The organism is Bradyrhizobium ontarionense (assembly GCF_021088345.1).
Lineage (GTDB): Bacteria > Pseudomonadota > Alphaproteobacteria > Rhizobiales > Xanthobacteraceae > Bradyrhizobium > Bradyrhizobium ontarionense.
On the sequence record NZ_CP088156.1, the window covers coordinates 6,591,944 to 6,610,863 of the forward strand.

Annotated in this window: 17 protein-coding genes and 1 riboswitch; of the genes, 7 read left to right on the top strand and 10 right to left on the bottom strand. The window is 65.5% G+C overall.

Annotation, left to right across the window (positions count from 1 at the left end; genetic code table 11):
* The first annotated feature begins 1 nt into the window (after position 1).
* Positions 2-769: a lysophospholipid acyltransferase family protein gene (locus LQG66_RS29075; protein WP_231319282.1), complete on the top strand. Its 768-nt coding sequence runs from the start codon at positions 2-4 to the stop codon at positions 767-769.
* A gap of 6 nt (positions 770-775) precedes the next feature.
* Here LQG66_RS29075 and LQG66_RS29080 read toward each other — a convergent pair whose 3' ends face one another.
* Entirely contained in the window at positions 776-1,375 is a 600-nt protein-coding gene (locus LQG66_RS29080; RefSeq protein WP_425601259.1) for a gamma-glutamylcyclotransferase, read from the bottom strand.
* Positions 1,376-1,474: 99 nt separating this feature from the next.
* On the opposite strand from LQG66_RS29080, the gene LQG66_RS29085 reads away from it, so the two are divergent.
* Positions 1,475-2,659 (top strand): DUF2125 domain-containing protein, encoded by a 1,185-nt coding sequence (locus LQG66_RS29085; RefSeq protein ID WP_231319283.1) that lies wholly within the window; start codon positions 1,475-1,477, stop codon positions 2,657-2,659.
* Positions 2,660-2,671: 12 nt separating this feature from the next.
* Here LQG66_RS29085 and LQG66_RS29090 read toward each other — a convergent pair whose 3' ends face one another.
* Genes LQG66_RS29090 through LQG66_RS29100 form a run of 3 tightly spaced genes read right to left on the bottom strand, consistent with a single transcriptional unit; the run spans position 2,672 to position 5,576 of the window.
* Entirely contained in the window at positions 2,672-3,607 is a 936-nt protein-coding gene (locus LQG66_RS29090) for a prephenate/arogenate dehydrogenase family protein (protein WP_231319284.1), read from the bottom strand.
* Positions 3,604-4,701, bottom strand: a complete 1,098-nt coding sequence (gene hisC, locus LQG66_RS29095; RefSeq protein ID WP_231319285.1) for a histidinol-phosphate transaminase — start codon at positions 4,699-4,701, stop codon at positions 3,604-3,606. Before hisC ends, LQG66_RS29090 begins: the two co-directional genes overlap by 4 nt.
* Positions 4,702-4,742: 41 nt before the next feature.
* Complete coding sequence (locus LQG66_RS29100) at positions 4,743-5,576, bottom strand: chorismate mutase (RefSeq protein WP_231319286.1); 834 nt, start codon at positions 5,574-5,576, stop codon at positions 4,743-4,745.
* A 199-nt stretch (positions 5,577-5,775) separates the two neighbouring features.
* Positions 5,776-5,855: riboswitch (SAM riboswitch) on the top strand.
* 82 nt (positions 5,856-5,937) lie between these two features.
* Here LQG66_RS29100 and metX point away from each other — a divergent pair.
* The 3 genes from metX (at position 5,938) to LQG66_RS29115 (ending at position 9,993) form a co-directional block, all read left to right on the top strand.
* Positions 5,938-7,197 (top strand): homoserine O-acetyltransferase MetX, encoded by a 1,260-nt coding sequence (gene metX, locus LQG66_RS29105; RefSeq protein WP_231319287.1) that lies wholly within the window; start codon positions 5,938-5,940, stop codon positions 7,195-7,197.
* Between the two features lie 3 nt (positions 7,198-7,200).
* On the top strand, positions 7,201-7,869 hold the full coding sequence (metW, locus tag LQG66_RS29110) for a methionine biosynthesis protein MetW (RefSeq protein ID WP_231319288.1): 669 nt from the start codon (positions 7,201-7,203) through the stop codon (positions 7,867-7,869).
* Positions 7,870-8,775: 906 nt separating this feature from the next.
* Positions 8,776-9,993, top strand: a complete 1,218-nt coding sequence (locus LQG66_RS29115; protein ID WP_231319289.1) for an ATP-grasp domain-containing protein — start codon at positions 8,776-8,778, stop codon at positions 9,991-9,993.
* Between the two features lie 335 nt (positions 9,994-10,328).
* Here the strand turns inward: LQG66_RS29115 and LQG66_RS29120 are convergent, their stop codons facing one another.
* The 4 genes from LQG66_RS29120 to LQG66_RS29135 form a co-directional block, all read right to left on the bottom strand.
* On the bottom strand, positions 10,329-12,395 hold the full coding sequence (locus tag LQG66_RS29120; RefSeq protein ID WP_231319290.1) for a S8 family serine peptidase: 2,067 nt from the start codon (positions 12,393-12,395) through the stop codon (positions 10,329-10,331).
* A gap of 45 nt (positions 12,396-12,440) precedes the next feature.
* A complete protein-coding gene (locus tag LQG66_RS29125) occupies positions 12,441-12,671 on the bottom strand; it encodes a hypothetical protein (protein WP_231319291.1) in 231 nt (76 codons plus the stop codon).
* 107 nt (positions 12,672-12,778) lie between these two features.
* Positions 12,779-13,885 carry a hypothetical protein gene (locus LQG66_RS29130; protein ID WP_231319292.1) on the bottom strand — a complete coding sequence of 369 codons (1,107 nt, stop codon included), beginning with the start codon at positions 13,883-13,885 and terminating at the stop codon, positions 12,779-12,781.
* Between the two features lie 201 nt (positions 13,886-14,086).
* On the bottom strand, positions 14,087-14,818 hold the full coding sequence (locus tag LQG66_RS29135) for an AfsR/SARP family transcriptional regulator (protein WP_231319293.1): 732 nt from the start codon (positions 14,816-14,818) through the stop codon (positions 14,087-14,089).
* Positions 14,819-15,203: 385 nt separating this feature from the next.
* Here LQG66_RS29135 and LQG66_RS29140 point away from each other — a divergent pair, with 385 nt between their 5' ends.
* Positions 15,204-15,623: a secondary thiamine-phosphate synthase enzyme YjbQ gene (locus LQG66_RS29140; protein WP_231319294.1), complete on the top strand. Its 420-nt coding sequence runs from the start codon at positions 15,204-15,206 to the stop codon at positions 15,621-15,623.
* Positions 15,624-15,813: 190 nt separating this feature from the next.
* Here the strand turns inward: LQG66_RS29140 and LQG66_RS29145 are convergent, their stop codons facing one another.
* Both LQG66_RS29145 and LQG66_RS29150 read right to left on the bottom strand, forming a co-directional pair.
* Complete coding sequence (locus tag LQG66_RS29145) at positions 15,814-16,902, bottom strand: serine hydrolase domain-containing protein (RefSeq protein WP_231319295.1); 1,089 nt, start codon at positions 16,900-16,902, stop codon at positions 15,814-15,816.
* Between the two features lie 106 nt (positions 16,903-17,008).
* The gene (locus tag LQG66_RS29150; RefSeq protein WP_231319296.1) at positions 17,009-17,872 is read right to left on the bottom strand and encodes an alpha/beta fold hydrolase; all 864 of its coding nucleotides are present in this window, start codon (positions 17,870-17,872) and stop codon (positions 17,009-17,011) included.
* A 256-nt stretch (positions 17,873-18,128) separates the two neighbouring features.
* Between LQG66_RS29150 and LQG66_RS29155 the strand changes: the two genes are divergently transcribed.
* Complete coding sequence (locus LQG66_RS29155) at positions 18,129-18,782, top strand: TIGR02594 family protein (RefSeq protein WP_231319297.1); 654 nt, start codon at positions 18,129-18,131, stop codon at positions 18,780-18,782.
* Positions 18,783-18,920: the final 138 nt, after the last annotated feature.

Below are 18,920 nucleotides of genomic sequence, written 5' to 3' on the forward strand. Positions count from 1 at the left end.
GATGGTCTCGATTTTCCTGCGTTCGCTGCTGTTCAACATCCTGTTCTATCCGAACTTCGTGTTCTGGTTGCTGGTTGCGCTGCCAACGCTGGCGATGCCGCGCAAGGCGGTGCTGCGGGTCGCGAACTGGTGGGCGCAGAGCAACATCCTGTTGATGCGCGTTATCTGCAACATCCGGGTCGAGTATCGCGGCGTCGAGAAGATCCCGAAGGGGCCGCTGATCGTCGCCGCCAAGCACCAGTCGATGTGGGAGACGATCTCGCTTCTCCATTTCTTCGACCAGCCATTCTTCGTGCTGAAGCGTGAGCTGCTCCGCATTCCCCTGTTCGGGCAGTATCTGGTCAAGGCGAACATGGTCGCGATCGATCGCAGCTCCGGCGCCCGCGCGCTCAAGCAAGTCATGCGGCGTGCTGCGGAGGAGGTGAAGCACGACCGCCAGTTCGTGATATTCCCGGAGGGAACGCGGCGCCCGCCGGGTGCGCCGCCGCATTATAAGGCCGGCGTCGCCCTGATCTATGTCGACTGCGGCGTACCCTGCCTGCCGGTGGCGCTCAACTCCGGCCTGTTCTGGCCCCGCCGGACTTTCCTGCGCTATCCGGGAACGCTGGTGATGGAATTTCTCGATCCTTTGCCGCCGGGCCTGCCGCGTGATGAATTCATGACCCGGATCGAGACCGTCATCGAGGATGCGACCAATCGTCTCGTCGCTGCGGGACAGGCCGAGCAGGCGCAATTGTTCGGCCGCGTGCCGACGACGGTGAAGGCTTGACGTGCTCTATGCCGCGTCATCCGGCGTTGGATGCAGCGAGTGGCCGTCGTCGTGCAGCATCATCGCCAGCCGATGCAGCTGCGTGTCGCGGAACCCCTGGGCCTCGATCGCCTTCACGGTCGAGAGCACGTAGTCGCGGTTGGCCCCGGACTGCCCGTGGCCCTGACGGACATGGCGCAGCTGCTCCTGCAGCGACAGCCGGCCGGCATATTGCACATGGCTGCGGTCGACGACGTAGACCAGCGCGCTCACCCGCTGGCGCGCATCGTTTTCCAGCCACACCGAGCGCGACACCTCGCGATAGACCGACGTCACCTGCTCGCGGGCGCGCAGATACGCGATCGTCGCCTCTCGCTTGTCTTCGGCAACCCGAAACGCGAGGCCGCGGCAGGCGCCGCCGCGATCCAGACCGAGCACGAGGCCCGGCTTCTCCGGCGTTCCGCGATGGACGAAGGAATAGACACACAACGCGCGGTGCTCGCCGATCAGTCTGGCGGGCATCTGCTCGAGAAAGTCGAAACCGGGGCGCCACATCAGCGAGCCATAGCCGAACACCCAGAGGTCGCCGTGGGAAAGGTCGTGTTCGGACAGGGTCATTGCAGACATGAAACCGGAGGCCTAAGGGTGGTGATCGCGAATTGTTAACTTAAATACACAATCCGTGATCGCGGAATTGCCAAAATTGCTGCGCAAAGGGTTTGCTGCATGTCCCGTTTGAATCACGCGCCGCGTCGGCGCTCGCGGTGGGGGCTCTTTGCCGCTCCTGTCCTGCTTCTGATCGCAGCCGTTGCGTGGAGCGCATTCTGGTTCTTCGCCGCTTCGCAGGTGGATGTCCAGGCCGACGCTTGGCGCGCGCGCGAAGCGAAAGCGGGGCGCGTCTATGATTGCGCGAACCGCTCGGTCGCCGGCTTCCCGTTCCGACTCGAGGTCCGCTGCGCTGATCCAAGTGTTTCGCTGTTCTCGCAGGCCGCCGGCACGCCGTTGATGAATGCCAAGCTCGACGAAATCCTGGTCGTGGCGCAGGTGTGGGATCCGAAGCGGATCATCGCGGAGTTCAAGGGGCCTGCTGTCATCGCCGACGGGCGTGGGCCGGCACCGTTCGCCGTGAATTGGCGCGTGGGGGAGGCGAGCGTCCGCGGCCTCCCGGGGCCGCCGCAGCGCGCCGATCTCGTGTTCGAGCAGCCGACCATCGATCGTATCGATGGCGGAGCTGCCGTGCCCGCAGCGCGTGCCGATCACGCCGAATTGCACGGGCGTCTCGCCGAGGGCACGCCGTCCGATCATCCGGTGCTGGAGACGTCGCTGCAGATCGCAAACGGCAGCATTCAGGGCAGTCATCCGCTGCTCGCCGAGCCGTTCAACGCCGACATCCAGGCTCGGCTCACCGGCCTGAAAGATTTCCGCCCCAAACCCTGGCCGGAGCGGTTTCGTGAGATCCAGGCGGCCGGCGGTCATGTCGAGATCGTCGAGTCGCGGATCCAGCAGGGCGAGTTGCTGGCGGTCGCCTCGGGTACGCTGACGCTGACGGCCAATGGCGGGATCGACGGCGAGGTGCAGATGACGGTGGCCGGCATCGAAAAGGTCATCCCCGCGCTCGGCCTCGACAAGATGCTCGAAAACGGCGTGCCGCAGGGGACGCTGGATCGCGTGGCGCCCGGCGTGAAATCGCAGGACGTCAACAATCTGTTCGGCGCGCTGGACCGTGCCATTCCCGGGCTTGGCAAGGTCGTCAAGCAGAACGCCAATGTCGGCGTCGCGCTCGGCATCAACGCGCTCGGCAAGGAAGCCGTCCTCGAGGGTCGCAAGGCGCGAACCTTCCCGTTGCGCTTTTCCGACGGTGCCGTCGTGGTCGGTCCGTTCAAGGTCGCGCGGGTCCCCCCATTGTTCTGATCGACGAAGCCGTCACGGCTTCTTCAACTGCGGCAGCGGCCTGCCGAAATCGGGCGCCGCGGAATCCTGGCCGATCTCGACGATGCCGCGGCGGATCGCGCGTGTGCGCGTGAAGTGATCGAACAGCGCCTGGCCGTCGCCGCGGCGGATCGCCCGCGTCAGCTTCGACAGATCCTCGGTGAAGGTGCCAAGCATGTCGAGCACCGCATCCTTGTTGCTCAGGAACACGTCGCGCCACATCGTCGGGTCGGAGGCGGCGATGCGGGTGAAATCGCGAAAGCCGCCGGCGGAGAACTTGATCACCTCGGACTCCGTCACCTGCGCAAGCTCATCGGCGGTGCCGACGATGGTGTAGGCGATCAGATGCGGCAGATGGCTGGTGATCGCGAGCACGCGGTCGTGATGATCCGGCGTCATGATCTCGACCTTGGCGCCGAGCGCGGTCCAGAACGCGCGCAGCCGCTCCACCGCATCAGCGTCAACGCCTTCCGGCGGCGTGAGAATGCACCAGCGGTTGATGAACAGCTCGGCGAAGCCGGAATCGGGACCCGAATTCTCGGTGCCGGCCACCGGATGCGCAGGGACGAAGTGAACGTTTGCGGGCAGGTGGGGCGCCATGTCGCGCACGATGGCGCCCTTCACCGAACCGACATCGGAGACGATGGCGCCGGGCTTCAGATGCGGAGCGATCTCCTCCGCGACGGGACCGCAGACGCCGACGGGAATGCAGAGGATGACGAGATCGGCATCCTTCACCGCGTCCGCATTGCTTTCGACGACGCGATCGACGATGCCGAGCTCGGCGACGCGCGCGCGCGTCGTCTCCGAGCGCGCCGTGGTGACGATCTCGCCGGCCACGCCCTGCAGCCGTGCCGCGCGCGCGATCGAGCCGCCGATCAGGCCGAAGCCGATCAGCGCGACGCGTTCGAACCGCCCAGAGCCGGTCACTTCGGCCCCATGAAGTCGCTGAGAGCATCGACCACGAGTCGATTGGCTTCCTCGGTGCCGATTGTCATGCGCAGGGCGTGCGGCAGCTTGTAGTTGGCGAGGGCGCGCAGCACGAGGCCGCGCCGCGTCAGGAACTCGTCGGCCTCGACCGCAGTCCGGCCTTTGTCCGTCGGGAAGTGGATCAGGATGAAGTTGGTGACGCTCGGCGTCACCTTCAGCCCGAGCTTGCCGATCTCCTCGGTCAGCCAGCTTCGCCACGTCTCCGTGTGCGTCTTCGACATCTGCTGATGCGCAGTGTCTTCGATCGCAGCCACCGCGGCGAGCATCGCCGGGGTCGAGACGTTGAACGGTCCGCGGATGCGGTTGATGGCATCGACGATGTGGGCCGGGCCGAACATCCAGCCGACGCGTAGTGCGGCCAATCCGTGGATCTTGGAAAACGTATGCGTGACGACCGTGTTCTCGGTGGTCGCGACCAGCTCGATCCCGAACTCGTAATCGTTACGTGAGACGTAGTCCGCATAAGCCGCGTCGAGCACCAGCACGACATGCGAGGGCAGGCCGGCGCGCAGCCGCTTGACCTCGTCGAACGGGATGTAGGTGCCGGTCGGGTTGTTCGGGTTGGCCAGCCAGACCAGCTTGGTGCGCGGCGTCACCGCGGCCAGGATCGCATCGACGTCGGTGCGATACTCTTTCTCGGACGCGATGACGCTCTTGGCGCCGCAGCCCATGGTCGCGATCGGATAGACCAGGAACCCGTGCGTGGTCGAGATCGCCTCGTCGCCCTGGCCGAGAAAAGTGTGCGCCAGCAGATTGAGGATCTCGTCGGAGCCGGCGCCGCAGACGATGCGGTCGGGATCGAGGCCAAAGCTACGGCCGATCGCTTCGCGCAGCACCCGCGAGGTGCCTTCGGGATAATCCTCCAGATGCGTGGCCGTGCTCTTGAACGCCTCGATCGCCTTGGGCGAGGGACCGAACGGGGTCTCATTGGCCGACAGCTTGAACACCTTGCGGCCCGGCTCCGGCTTCGGGCTCTTGCCGGGCGTGTAGGGCGCAATATCGAGGATGCCGGGATTCGGCACGGGGCGGGACATCATCAACTCCGGAAAGTCTCTCGGGACGGGCGCGAGGCGCCTCAGCTGGGAACCGTATAGCGTTTTGCATGGCCGCCGACGAGGGCCGTCGAGCGTACCGAGGCGCCCGCCGCGATCAGGGCAGCCTTGATTTTTTCGAGGTTCGAAGGTGCCTCGATCGACACCAGCAGTGCGGCGCTGTCGAAGGCGGTATCAGGGACCGCGACGACGTCGGCGAGCGGCGACAGCGCGCGGGACACTTGCGCATTCCAGCCGGATACGCGGATGCTCCAGGTCTCGACCTCCAGCACCAACGCATCGTCGGCCACGCGCGACACCGCGAACACCGGCAACGCCGCCGGATGATCGGCGCGCTCGATGAAGGGCATCCGCGCGATGATCTTCGGCGCGCCCGCCGGCTCGAGCGTGATCCACCATGGCCCATGGCCCGAGGTCGCCGACACCAGCGCCAGATCGCCTTTCGAGCGCGCCACGGCTTCGACCGCGGCCTGCGCGCTGAAATGCGCGACGTAAGGCACCACGAAACCGAAATGGAACCGGGCGGAATCGCGCATCGCGGACTCGCCGACGGACACATCCGCGTGAACCGAGAACGGCGCCTGGACGTATGTGAACGTCGAGACGATGACGCGCCAGATGCCCTCGACGGTGTCGAGCGGCAGGATGCCGCGATGGCGCTGCACCAGGCGCCGCATCATGTCGGCCTCGCGCGCCGGCCGGAACGCCGAGCCGACCTCCTGGGTCTTCTTGACCTTGATCAGCCGGTCGATGATGTCGGCCCGCTGCATCAGCAACTGATGGACCTGTTCATCGATCGCGTCGATCTCCTTGCGCAATTCGGCGAGCGAGGGCGGGGCAGGCGGCGGGTTCGACATCGGAGTGCAACTCTTTGCTGGTCCCGCAAAACGGCGCGCGGCCGCACGGAACAGCGTCGTTCTGTCTGAAGCGGGAGACCTGCGCAACAGCAAGTTTACCTCGTGGTGCCCAGGGCTTGGCGCCGCTGCAGCCGCGGAATGCCCGGTCGGCGGTCAACCCCAGCTTGCCTTGACGAGGAGCGCCCGCGGGACTAGTTTCTGGCCGTTCCGTGGTCATTTGAGCCGGCCGGCTTGCAGCCACGTTAAAGAATTCGCTAAACAGGCCGGGGACGTTATCGATCCCGGCCGAACCCCAGTTCGGGCCGGGTTTTTCATGGCCTGATATGTCACGTGGTTCGGGAGCCCTTGCCGGATGGCCGGGGTGAGAGACATGACAGGCCTGACGCCGAAATCCACATCCGCGCTGCGCACGGTCGCGCCCCAGGAACCGTTGGAAGCACGCTTGGAGACACGCTCGGAGGAGCGCTCGCACGAGGTCGATCATCCGAGCTCGCTCGTCGCGCAGTTCGATGCCGCCAGGCCGCTGCATCTCGATTGCGGCGTCGACCTCGCGCCGTTCCAGATCGCCTACCAGACCTATGGCGAGCTCAACGCCGACAAGTCGAACGCGGTCCTGATCTGCCACGCGCTGACCGGCGATCAGCACGTCGCCAACCGCCATCCCGTCACCGGCAAGCCGGGCTGGTGGGAGACGCTGGTCGGCCCCGGCCGCCCGCTCGATCCCAGCCGCTATTTCATCATCTGCTCCAACGTGATCGGCGGCTGCATGGGTTCGACCGGGCCGGCCTCGCTGAACCCGGCCACCGGCAAGGTGTGGGGACTGGATTTTCCGATCATCACCATTCCCGACATGGTGCGCGCGCAGGCGATGCTGATCGATCATCTCGGCATCGATACGCTGTTCGCCGTGGTCGGCGGCTCGATGGGCGGCATGCAGGCGCTGCAATGGACGGTGGCCTATCCTGCCCGCGTGTTCGCGACGCTCGCGATCGCCTGCGCCACGCGCCACTCGGCGCAGAACATCGCGTTCCACGAGCTCGGCCGCCAGGCTGTCATGGCCGATCCCGACTGGGATCATGGCGGCTACGCCGACAAGGGCATCCATCCGCATCGCGGGCTCGCGGTGGCGCGGATGGCCGCGCACATCACTTATTTGTCCGACGCGGCGCTGCATCGCAAGTTCGGCCGCCGCATGCAGGACCGCGAGTTGCCGACGTTCTCGTTCGATGCCGACTTCCAGGTCGAGAGCTATCTGCGCTACCAGGGCTCGTCCTTCGTCGAGCGCTTCGACGCCAACTCCTATCTCTATCTGACGCGGGCGATGGACTATTTCGACATCGCCGGCGACCACGACGGCGTGCTGGCAGCGGCGTTCCGCGGCATCAAGACCCGCTTCTGCGTGGTGTCCTTCACCAGCGACTGGCTGTTCCCGACCTCGGAGTCGCGGGCGCTGGTGCATGCGCTCAACGCCTCCAGCGCGCGGGTGTCGTTCGCGGAGATCGAGACCGACAGGGGCCACGACGCGTTCCTGCTCGACGTGCCCGAGTTCTTCGAGATTGCCAGCGCCTTCCTCGACTCCGCCGGCAAGGCGCGCGGCCTTGCCGCGGTGAGGGGAGGCTGAGCCATGAACATGCAGCAAGGCGTTCTGCCGCTGAACGGCTTTTCCGGCGGCGAGGTGCTGGCCTATCGTCCCGATCATCTCCTGGTCGCCGGCATGGTCGAGCGCGGCTCCAAGGTGCTCGACATCGGCTGCGGCGATGGCGATCTGCTGCAACTGCTGGAGAGCCGCGGCATCGATGGGCGCGGCATCGAGCTGTCGCGTGAGGGCGTCAACCATTGCGTCGCCAAGGGGCTCGCGGTGGTGCAGGGCGACGCCGACACGGATCTGGTCGACTATCCCGACGATGCCTTCGACTACGTGATCCTGTCGCAGACGCTGCAGGCGACGCGCCGTCCCAAGACGGTGCTGGAGAATCTGCTGCGCATCGGCCGCCGCGCCATCGTCACCTTCCCGAATTTCGGCTTCTGGCGGCTGCGGCTGCAGCTCCTGGTCGGCGGCCACATGCCGCGCACCGACAACCTGCCCTTCACCTGGTACGACACGCCCAACATCCATTTCTGCACCATCAAGGATTTCGTGCAGCTGTGCGACGAGATCGGCGTCAAGATGGAGCGCGCCGTCGCGCTCGATGCCTACGCCCGCCCGCTGCGCGTCGCCATGCCCTGGTGGTTCTGGAACATGTTCGGCGAGCAGGGCGTGTTCCTGCTGAGCCGCGCGGAAAAGGGGCGGTAGGGGGCGGGCGTCGTTCGGTAGCGGCATTGTCGACCACGGAGGACGCGTCATTCTCCGCTGTCGTCCCGGCGAACGCCGGGACCATAACCACCGGCCGCGCTGAGACGACGACTGGCAGTTGCGCCTCACCGATCGATTCCGCGGTATGGGTCCCGGCGTTCGCCGGGACGACACGGGAGTGCTGGGCGACTTCATTGCGCAAGTCATACTTGCTCAAGTGTCCGCTTCACATCTCAAACAGCTGATGGCGTCACTACGCATTCCCGCGGCGCATTTGCGCCCGAGCTTTGCTGCAGGTCTCGCCTCCAGACAACGAAGAGGCGCAGGGAAGGCCGGATGCTGGCCGCACCCATGGCCCGCCTGCAGAAAAAATGCAGGCGGCAGGTACCACAGGTACGAGCCGGAACACCCGGCCTTCCCTGCGCGATGGTCTAACGGCTGCTTCGCGTTCTCCCCGGTGCGCCGGGCTTTTTGGCCACCGTTGCCTGCGCGACGCGTGAGCGTCGTCGCAAGCGTGATACCAGCGTCGGGGTATCAGGACCGCGCGACTTGACCGTGCGTGCCGGAATTGTTCGTCCGCGCGAGCGAACCCACGCGCAACCCGACACGCCCACCGCATCCCACCTCAGCGTTCATGACGACCGCGATACGCCCCTCTTGCTGTGAGGCGGGACGGGCGGAAACATGGAGCTGATTTGCCCGACGGTGCAAGCGCTCATCGTGCGACAAACTAACACGACGGGCAGTTGTCGCATGGCGTGCATGCGCGGATTACCCGTCGGGCAGACGTCGTCGTTCCGCGGCGTGCAAACGACATTGATGCAGCTCAACGCTCTCCAATAAAGTAGGCTAAGGTATTGGTCAGCGTCGCTCCTGATGCCGGGTGTCCGGCCGGGAGCGAAGATGATGAGGTCTTCGCCCATGCGCATCCTGCTGTCGGAAGGATCGGGCCTGACCTCGCGCCAGGTTGCAGGACGGCTGGGCGCGCTCGGCCATGAGGTCGAGCTTCTCTCGTCGACGCGCATCTGCCTGTCGCGCTTTACACGGCATGTGCGGGCCGTTCACGCGGTGCCGCGGTTCGGGCGCGATCCGTTCGGATGGCTCGCGGCGGCGGAACGGATCGCAGCCGAGCGCAGCATCGATCTGTTGTTTCCGACGCAGGAGCAGGTGACCGTCCTGTCAGCGCGCCGTCCGCATCTGCGGGTTGCGACCGTCGTGCCGCCCTTCCAGAGTCTTGCGCGCGTGCAGGATAAGATTTCCGCCTATCATACGCTTGAAGCGGTTGGCGCGCCGCAGCCCCGCACTTTCCTGATTGCAACTCCCGACGACCTCCGTGACATCACCACCTACCCGGTTTTTCTGAAGCGGCCGGTCAGCACGGCAAGCTCGGGCGTACGGCGCGTTGGTAACGCTAAGGAGCTCGAGCGGGTGGCGCGCGAGCTGGGTATCGGACGATCGGAGCTGATTGCGCAGGTCCAGGCATCGGGTCCGCTCGCGATGGTCCAGGCCGTCGCGGACCGTGGCCGGCTGGTCGCGCATCACGCCTGCCTTCGCGTGCGTGAGGGCGTCGGCGGCGGAGCGTCGCTGAAGGAGAGCGTCGTGTTGCCGGGACTGGCCGAGATGCTGGCCCGGCTGGTCGCGTCGCTCGACTGGCATGGCGGCCTGTCGATGGACGTGATCATCGGCGATGCCGGCCCGGTCATCATCGACGTCAACCCGCGGCTGGTCGAACCCGCCAACGCGTTCGCGGCCGGCGTCGATCTCGTTGCGTCCATGCTCGATGTCGCGGTCGGCGTGCCGGTTTCGGAGCAGCCGGCCGGCATGGTGGGCGTGCGCACGCGCCAGACGCTGCTCGCGATCCTCGGAGCCGCCGAACAGAGCGGATCGCGCAGTGCCGTGTTACGCGAAGCCATCGATGCGATCTTCGCGCGCGGTGATTATGCCGGATCGACCGAAGAGCTCACGCCGATTGCGGGCGATCCGCGCGCGGCGCTTCCTGTCCTCGCCGCGCTCGGGGCGTCGCTGATCAGCCCGTCGCTGTGGCGCAAATTCCATGCTGGCGCGGTCGGTCCCTACGCGGTCACGCCGGAGGCATGGGCGGAGATCCGCGCTGCGGCAGGGTGACGGCCTCTCTTGCGGCAAGAAGAATAGTCGACGCTTTTAGATTGGATATCGCCATTTCAGCGCACGTCGCAGACCACGCAAGATCACAATGATGGCGATGGCGGCTACAGGAATGAGGAGATCGGCGATTGCCGGCGGATGGTGGTGATACAGATCACCTCTGCCATCCGAGCGAAGACGAGTGCGTTCCAATAGGGGGTGAGCGCAACAGGCCTGCTGCCGCCAATTGGCTTGCGAACAACAACACGACGGGCAATCAGTGCATGAGGTCCATGCGCAAACTGCCCGTCGTACAACGCCTGTTGCCGCATCCCGTCACGGCCTGGCCGGCAACCCTAAAGCAATCCGACCTTGTGCATGATGTCGCGAATCTGGGCCGGACTAGGGTCCACGGTGGCCGGCGGCTCGCCCGTCGTTTTTGCCGGCCCCCTCGCGACCGGACCTGCACCGTTACCTGCACCGTTCAGCTTCGCATCGGGCAGTTGCGGCGCAATCGCCGGGGCCGCAACTGGACTTTGCGGCTCGCCTCGCGCCAGTCCCAGCAGGCGACGGAGAACGTCGAGCGAGGGATCGGCCGCGGGCGAGGATGTTACGCCTGCTTCCAGGCCCAGGGCACGCGCCGCGTTCGGCAGTCCGGCACCCGAGCGGTTCGGATCGCCGAACTGCAGCGGCACCGATGTGTCCTTCAGGATCTGGAACAGCCGCTCCACACGGCGGGCATCGCGGGTCTGGAACGCGCCCTTGAAGTCGGGATGATGCGCCAGCACGAGCGCGGCGAGGCCGGTCACGTGGGGCGTCGCCATCGAGGTGCCGTCCCAAGCGCCGAAACCATCCGCCGGCAGCGAGGACACGATGCCGACGCCCGGCGCGCAGACATCGATCTCCGGCCCGAAGCAGCTGAATTTCGCCGGAAAATATCCGTCGCTGCTCTGGAAGCCATCCAACGCCTGCTGTGCGTGGAAGCTGTCGTCGGGAAACTCGCCCCACTTGCCCATGGCCGCGACCGACAGACAATGCGGCGTCGAGCCCGGAAACTGGACGGGTCCGGAAGAATTTCCGGCGGCGACGATACATGCCATGCCCATCTGCTTGGCGCGCAGGATGCGATCCTCGATGATCTGCGACGGCTCGCCGCCGCCCAGGCTCATGTTGGCGACATCGATGCCGTGCAACATGCAGTAGTCGAGGGCCGAGACGAGATCGCTGAACCGGCCGCCCGGGAAGATGCGGCAGACGTGGATCTCGGCCGCGGGCGCGAAGCCGCGAATGCCGCCACCCGCGCCGATCGGACCGCCGGCGATGATTCCGGCGCAATGCGAGCCGTGACCGATGGTATCGACGGTCCAGGCCGCGGGATCGCCGACCATGCTGGCGCCGATCGTGACGCCGTGCAGATTGCGATGCGTCGGCGCAGCGCCGGAGTCGATGATCGCGATCTTCACTCCCGCGCCATTATAGGTGAGGGGGAGACGATCGAGGCCCATCGCACGTTGGCCCCACCCGAGCAATTGCTGACCGGGAAAGTCCCGCAGATACGCGCCGAGCGGCTTGGCGCCGATCCGGGTCACACCATCAGGGACCAGCTGCGGACGATCGAGCCAGAAGGTCCAGTAGTCGACCCGCGGCTTGACGAGGATCGAGCGGATGGTGTCCGGCGTTTCGCCCTGCATCCTCAGCGTGACGTGACCGTTGGCGTCGGTGACGCCCTGCACCGGCCACACGCTGCCGAACACATACACCTCTGTCTCCGCCAGCGGACCGGCCTCGCCGACTACCTCGATGGTCGTCGAGAACCCGTCGGCCAATGGGATGAGAACGCCGGGATTGGGAAGCTGATGTGGCGCCGGCACCTGCGGCAGAGACGGATCGAGCATGTAGGTGAGCGGCGCGTCGCGTTCGACCGCGAGCCGCGCTCCGGCCTGGGTCTTCAGCAGCTCGGCCTTGTCGGGAGCCATGCGGGCGAGGACCATCGGACCGAGCGGCACTTGTCCCGGGTCGGCGCTCTGAAATCCGAACAGCTGCGGCGGATGAATCGTCTTCACCACCTCGATGTCAGGGCTCTTGGTCAACTGCTGGACGACGAAATCCGCGCTGAAGGTCTCAACGCCCATCTGCTGGCGCGGGGCCAGCATGTACTGCGCGCGCCGCGGTGCGATCGTCGCGGCAGGCTGCCCTGTTGCCGGCGCCGCCTGGCCGCCACTGCCTGTCTCCTGGCCTGCGGTTCGGCCGGTCCCCCGCGCCGCGGCGGCTGGCGCGCCAGGTCCGGATGCGGCGGCCTGCGGTGCGACGACTGGATCAGCTGTGTGCTGGTCCACCGCTCCGGGCTGTGCTCCGGTGCCGTTGACGGCCAGACCGGCCGCCTCCCTCTCGTTTGAAATTTCAGGTTTGCTTCTTGCAGCCATTTGCGGGCTCCTTCATCTCGTCAAATCGTTGGGGCGTACCAAAATTCAGCCGGCGCCAAATGATTTCAGCGGAGCGTTCGGCTCCACCACGATCGTGCTGAAAGTCGATCGGAGGTGATCCGCCTGTGTCTTCGTCATGGACAGGATGACGACATCGGGCGCGACCTGCCCAACGCGTTTCACGCTGGGCTCGCGGCTCAAGTGATCTGCGAGTTGACCGGACTTGACCGGTTCGCCTTGCACGATGAACTCCTGAGGTGAATTCGAATCCGCCATGCGTCGCTCCATCCATGTCAGGTCAGCGGTGGGCGAACTAGCGTACGCCCACCGCTTCGCTACTTCGTACCTACGTTCCGAAGGGTCGTTGCTGCAGACCGGTGGTCCTAGTGCATCGTGTTGACGGGCTGACCGGTGCTGAAGATGCCGAGCTTGTGGCCGATGTCGAGGCCGGTCTGCGCGCCCTGGCCGATCTTCTTCAGCACGCTCCAGAAGCCCTGCAGTTCCATGTCGGTCGGCTGTGATGCTGCGGCAGCCTGCGGATCGGCGCTGAAGATGCCGAGATTGTGGCCGACATTGACGCCGGTCTGGACGCCCTGGCCGATCTTCTTCAGCACGCTCCAGAAGCTTTGCAACTCCATGTCGGTCGGCTGCACCGCTGCTGCGGCTTGCGGAGCGGCGCTGAAGATGCCGAGCTTGTGGCCGATGTCGAGACCGGTCTGCGCACCCTGGCCGATCTTCTTGAGCACGCTCCAGAAGCTCTGCAGTTCCATGTCGGTCGGCTGTGATGCTGCGGCAGCCTGCGGATCGGCGCTGAAGATGCCGAGGTTGTGGCCGACGTCGAGGCCGGTCTGCACGCCCTGGCCGATCTTCTTGAGCACGCTCCAGAAGCTCTGCAGCTCCATGTCGGTCGGCTGCACTGCTGCCGCTTGCGGAGCGGTGCTGAAGATGCCGAGGTTGTGGCCGATGTTGACGCCGGTCTGGACGCCCTGGCCGATCTTCTTGAGCACGCTCCAGAAGCTCTGCAGCTCCATGTCGGTCGGCTGCACTGCTGCCGCCTGCGGACCGGCGCTGAAGATGCCGAGATTGTGGCCGATGTTGACGCCGGTCTGGACGCCCTGGCCGATCTTCTTGAGCACGCTCCAGAAGCCCTGCAACTCCATGTCGGTCGGCTGCGCCGCTACGGCTGCTTGCGGATCGGCGCTGAAGATGCCGAGATTGTGGCCGATGTTGACGCCGGTCTGGACGCCCTGGCCGATCTTCTTGAGCACGCTCCAGAAGCCCTGCAACTCCATCTCCGACGGCTGCTCTGCGCCGGGGCCGGCTGAGAACGGAGCGAACCCGCCTGCGATTCCGCCCACGGCACCGCCGATCGTCCGGCCGGTCTTGCCGCCGATCAACTTTCCGATCGCCTGTCCGGCGAACCGTCCGAGAATGGAGCCGAAGATGCCTTCGGGATTCAATTGGCTGAAGTCCTCAGTCGGCTGCTGCATGCCATTCATATCGAGTCTCCTCACCTGTTGCCTGACCTCTGAGCGACGCGCCTATTGCCCTCACAAGGAGCAGTTTGCAGCGCGAAGTCGATCGAGGCCGATGTTGCGCGCCTGGCCGTGATGCAAGTGTCAAGTGGGGCGTGAAAGTGCCGTCAAAGTCGATGATGTGGAGCAGGCATGGCGCGAGCTCGCGCGGAGTAATCAGGCGCGAAGCATGCGCCTGATTTCGCGCTGCAGGCTTTCGGTTTCGCTTTCTGGCGTCGCGCCGACCTGCCTTCGCAGCACGGTGCGGCACAGGTCATATTGTCGCAGGGCATCGGCACGGCGACCCTGCTGCGCGTAGCAGCGCATCAATGTGCGGTGGACGTCCTCCTGGAGCGGGTCGGCAGCAAGGACGCGCAGCGAGAAGGTCATCGCGATCTCCACGTGGTTGCGGCCGCCGACGTCCAGCAAGTCGGCGATGGCTCGCATCGCTTGCATGCGCAGTCGTTGGCGTTCGGCGGATAGCCATGCTTCGAACGCACACGAGGTCGAGCTTATGCCGTCGAGCAGTTCACCCCGGTAGAGCGCAGCTGCGCGGGCCATCGTATCCAGATCGCCCGACTGCAGCAGTCGTTCGAACTCCTGCACGTCGGTGTTGACGGCGTTCGGATAGATCCGAATGTCGTCGCGTTCCGCCGAAATGACATCAGCGCATTGCGGCAGCACCCGACGCAGCGTCAGCAGAGCCTGCCGAAGGTTCGCGCGCGCGTTATCGCCGAAGCGTCCTTCCCATAGGAGTGCAGCAAGCTTGCTGCGTGAAATGCCACGCGGAGAGGTGAGGGCGACATAGCCCAGGAGTGCCGCGGCCTTGCGGCTCGGGATCACGACCGACTCGCCGGAGACCTGTCTTATTTCAAGACCGCCAAAGAGATTGATACGCAGCAAACTCATTGTCTCTCTCCTTTGAATAGCGACTCGCAGCGATTGGCTTCAGGCCTTCCGGAGGGTCGAGCTTCTCGTGCGATGAGAATGAGCGGCTGCAATCCAATCAGGTCTGCACCGTCGCCGCCAAAAGGCGAGCCGCCACTTTTTTTCGTTGTCATCGTCGAAATGAGATCGGCAATGTAGTTAAGTCATCCCGGGCAGCGTCCGGTTCATCACTTTGGGTTGCAGGATGCAAAGAGGTCGCGTTTCCTGCGCGTGCAGTATGCACTTCATCGTGTCCAGTATGGGCGTGGTCGACATCGCATGATGTGAGCTGCGCCACACTTCGCGCCGGGGAACCGTCATGCCGTATCCCGCAACATGTCTGCCTGCGAATATCGGGAGTGATCCTATGAAATCGTTTCGCAAGGAACTTTGGTTCCAGACGCCGGGCCGGCGCGCCTTCATCAACATCACTGGTGATGTCGAGGTGGCGCTGAAGGAAAGCGGCGTGCGCGAGGGCCTCGTGCTCGTCAACGCCATGCACATCACCGCGTCGGTCTTCATCAATGACGACGAGGGCGGGCTGCACGCCGACTACGAGCAATGGCTGGAGAAGCTGGCACCGCACGAGCCGGTCGCGGGCTATCGGCACAACCGGACCGGCGAGGACAATGCCGACGCCCACATGAAGCGCCAGATCATGGGCCGCGAGGTCGTGGTCGCGATCACCAATGGCAAGCTCGATTTCGGCCCGTGGGAGCAGATCTTCTACGGCGAGTTCGACGGCGGAAGGCGCAAGCGGGTGTTGATCAAGATCATCGGAGAGTAAGTGGGCCTACTCCATGTGACGACAAGGAACTTTCGCGACGAGGAGCCCGGCCAACGAGTTACGCGTCATGCCCCGGACGGAACCCGGCCATGACGGAGTGGAGGGAGCCGAGCACAAGTTGAGATCCGGGATCGCCATTGTGAGGAGCGTCAGCGCCAAGGGGCCTCGTCATCGTCCTTCCGGATGAGGCTCACAGCAGCGCAGGCAGGATGTAGCGATTCAGCAGCTCGATTTCCGGCGTGACCATCTGGACGGACTCGCGCGACGCATGGAAGACCACGATCGTATCGTATTCGGGGATGACGATGAGCTTCTGCGCGTTGAAGCCGAGCGCGGCGGTCCAGGCGACGGTGTGATCCCGGACCGCCGAGTGGCCCAGCCACCACTGGAAGCCATATGAAAAGGATTTCGGCGCGCTGACCTGCGGGCTCGTCGATTGGGCGATCCAGGATGCCGAGACGAGTTGCTTGCCGTCCCAGGCGCCGCGGTTCAGGACGAGCTGTCCGAGCTTCGCCCAGTCGCGCGGGCGCAGGCTCAGTCCGTTGCTCGACATCGCACGCTGATTGCCGAGACGGCGGTACCAATCGACGTCGGTGATGCCGAGCGGGCCGAACAGCTCGTCTATCGCGAACACGTCGAGCGGCTTGCCCGTCACTTTCTCCAGAATGGCCCCGATGATTTCGGTGTCCAGATTGCTGTACTCGAAGGCCGCGCCCGGCTCGCGGGCGAGGGCCTGTTCGAATGCATGCCGGTCGGGATCGTGATCCCGGCTCAACATCTGCGCCGACACCGATGCGTTCAAGCCAGCCGTCATCGTCAGGAGATGACGCAGCGTGATCCGCTCCTTCTCCGGCGTGCGCAGGTCGGCGAATTCCGGGAAGAACGACAACACCGGCGCATCGAGATCCTTGATGAGGCCGCGGTCGACCGCGATCCCGAGCAGCAGCGAGACGACGCTCTTGGTCATCGAGTTGCCGACGTGGCGGGTCGCCGCGTCATAGCTCAGGGTGTGCGGGCGGTTGAAGTAGCGCTCGTAGACGAGCACGCCGTGACGGACCACGAGGATGGAGTCGACCTCGGGGAGGTGCCCGGCGGCGACGCCGTCGCCCATCTCGCACAGCACTGTCGGAGTGACGCTCTGAGCCTCGGGCGCGGTGACGGTCCAGCCGTCCTGCAGATCAGGCGGCCCGCCACAGCCCCAGCCCGGAGCGTGCTCGGCCCCGTGCGCAAGGCCGGTGCAAACGATCCATGTGGCGGCCAGAATAGCGATCGAGCGCATCGTGACGTCCATTCCAGTGCGGCCGTATCGAGGGAGTTCCAGCTTAACCGGCTACCGTGCCGCTGTCGAACCCGTCGAAGGAGGCCGCGACCGTGGAGGCGCGCGACTACCGCACCATCGACCTCGGATCACGCGGCTCCCATCGCCCGGCCTCGACCAGCGCGATGAAGCGCTCGACCGTGTCGTTGAACAGCGCCGACTCTTCCAGGTTGAGCACGTGGCCGGACTTGGGGAAGACCATCAGGCCCGAGGCCGGCAAATGTTGTTTGAGAAACAGGCTCGGTTCGATGCAGGAATCGTCCTCGTCGCCGCAGATGATGAGCGCCGACGTGGTCACGCGGCGGATCGCGTCCGCCATCGTGTAGATCGAGGGGCGGCCGCCTTGGAAGCCGCGCATGGTGTTGGCGGAACCGTTGGCGTCGTGGCGCGCCAGCGCGGCGTAGAAGTCGGCATGTCCCCGCGGGTCCTTGACCAGGAACGGGATGCGACCCGGCGCCTCGCGCGTCACCTTGGCGGTCTCGGCCGATCCCTGCGTCTCGAACTGCTCGGCTGTCGCGCGGCACTGGGCGCGGAAGGCGTCGAGCTGCTCCAGGCTGGAGCCCGAGCCGACACCGGCCAGCACCATGGACCGGATACGCGCGGGCGCGTTCAGCGCCACCTGCAGCGCGGAGTAGGAGCCCATCGACAGGCCGACGAAGTGAGCCTTGGCGATGCCGAGATGGTCGAGCACCGCCAGCGCGTCCGTATAGAAGTGCACGTAGCTGTAGACATCGGCCGCGGCCGGCACGTCGGACGGCGGATAGCCGCGCGCCGAGTAGGCGATGCAACGATGGCGTCGCGCGAAGTAGCGCAGCTGCGGCTCCCAATTGGTGTGGTCGGCCGCGAACTCGTGCAGGAAGAGCAGCGGCGTGCCCGCGCCGACCTCTTCAAAATAGAGGCGAACGCCGTCTTTCGCCGTTGCATAGGGCATCTTCAGCTCCTCCCGTGTCGCGTGCTGCACGATGACGTGTCGCGCGAGGCGCGACAATGGATCGGCCGGCCGATCGATTTTCGCCGGATAATAAACCTGGAATCGCCCCTCATTCGCCAACCTTTTGCCACGCATGGTCATGTTTTCGTCACAGCGCCCCTCTTTACGGGCCCCGCTGGCGGCTTGCAGAGGAGCCGGGCTGAGGACAAGGGGGTGCCAAGTCAGGGTACTGGGGGAAGTAACAGAAGGATTGAGTATGGTTGTGTCTACCCTTCGCCGGTCGCTTCACATCGTTGCGTTGACCATGTGCTCGGCAGTGATTGCCGCCACCGCAACACCGGCTTCGGCCCGTCCGCATCACGGCTCCGGGCATCATGCCCACCGCAGCCACGGCGGCCATCACTACGCGAGGCATCATCACCACCGTCGCTCCGTTGCCCGCATGTCGCGCTGGGAACGCGGCGTCGCACGGATGCAGGTGAGCGGCGTCGACGATGCGCAGGCCAGCGTCATGATGCCGGGCACGGCGTCCGACGGCATGGCGACGTCCGGCGGCTTCGGCGGCAGTAGCGTCGTCTCCGCGGCCCGCAGCTTCATCGGCAGCGGCAATCCGACCGGCCGGCGCAGCCTGTGGTGCGCGCGCTTCATGAACATGGTGCTAGAGCGCACCGGCCATCACGGCACCGGTTCCGACATGGCGCGCTCGTTCGCGAGCTACGGCCAGCGCGTCTCCGGCCCGCAGGTCGGGGCGATCGCGGTCATGAGCCGCCGCGGCGGCGGTCATGTCGGCGTGGTCTCGGGCGTCGATGCCCAGGGCAACCCGATCGTGATCTCCGGCAACAACGGCAATCGCGTGCGCGAGAGCGCGGTGTCGCGTGGGCGCATCTACGCCTACGTGGTGCCGAACTGATCAATCTCGAACTGATGAGTTGAGCGATCGCCGCTCGCTCAGTCTGTGCCTCCCCCGCTTGCGGGGGAGGTCGCGTCGCATCGAAGATGCGATGCGGGTGGGGGAAGTCCCTCCACACGAAGATCTTCGCTTGGGGCG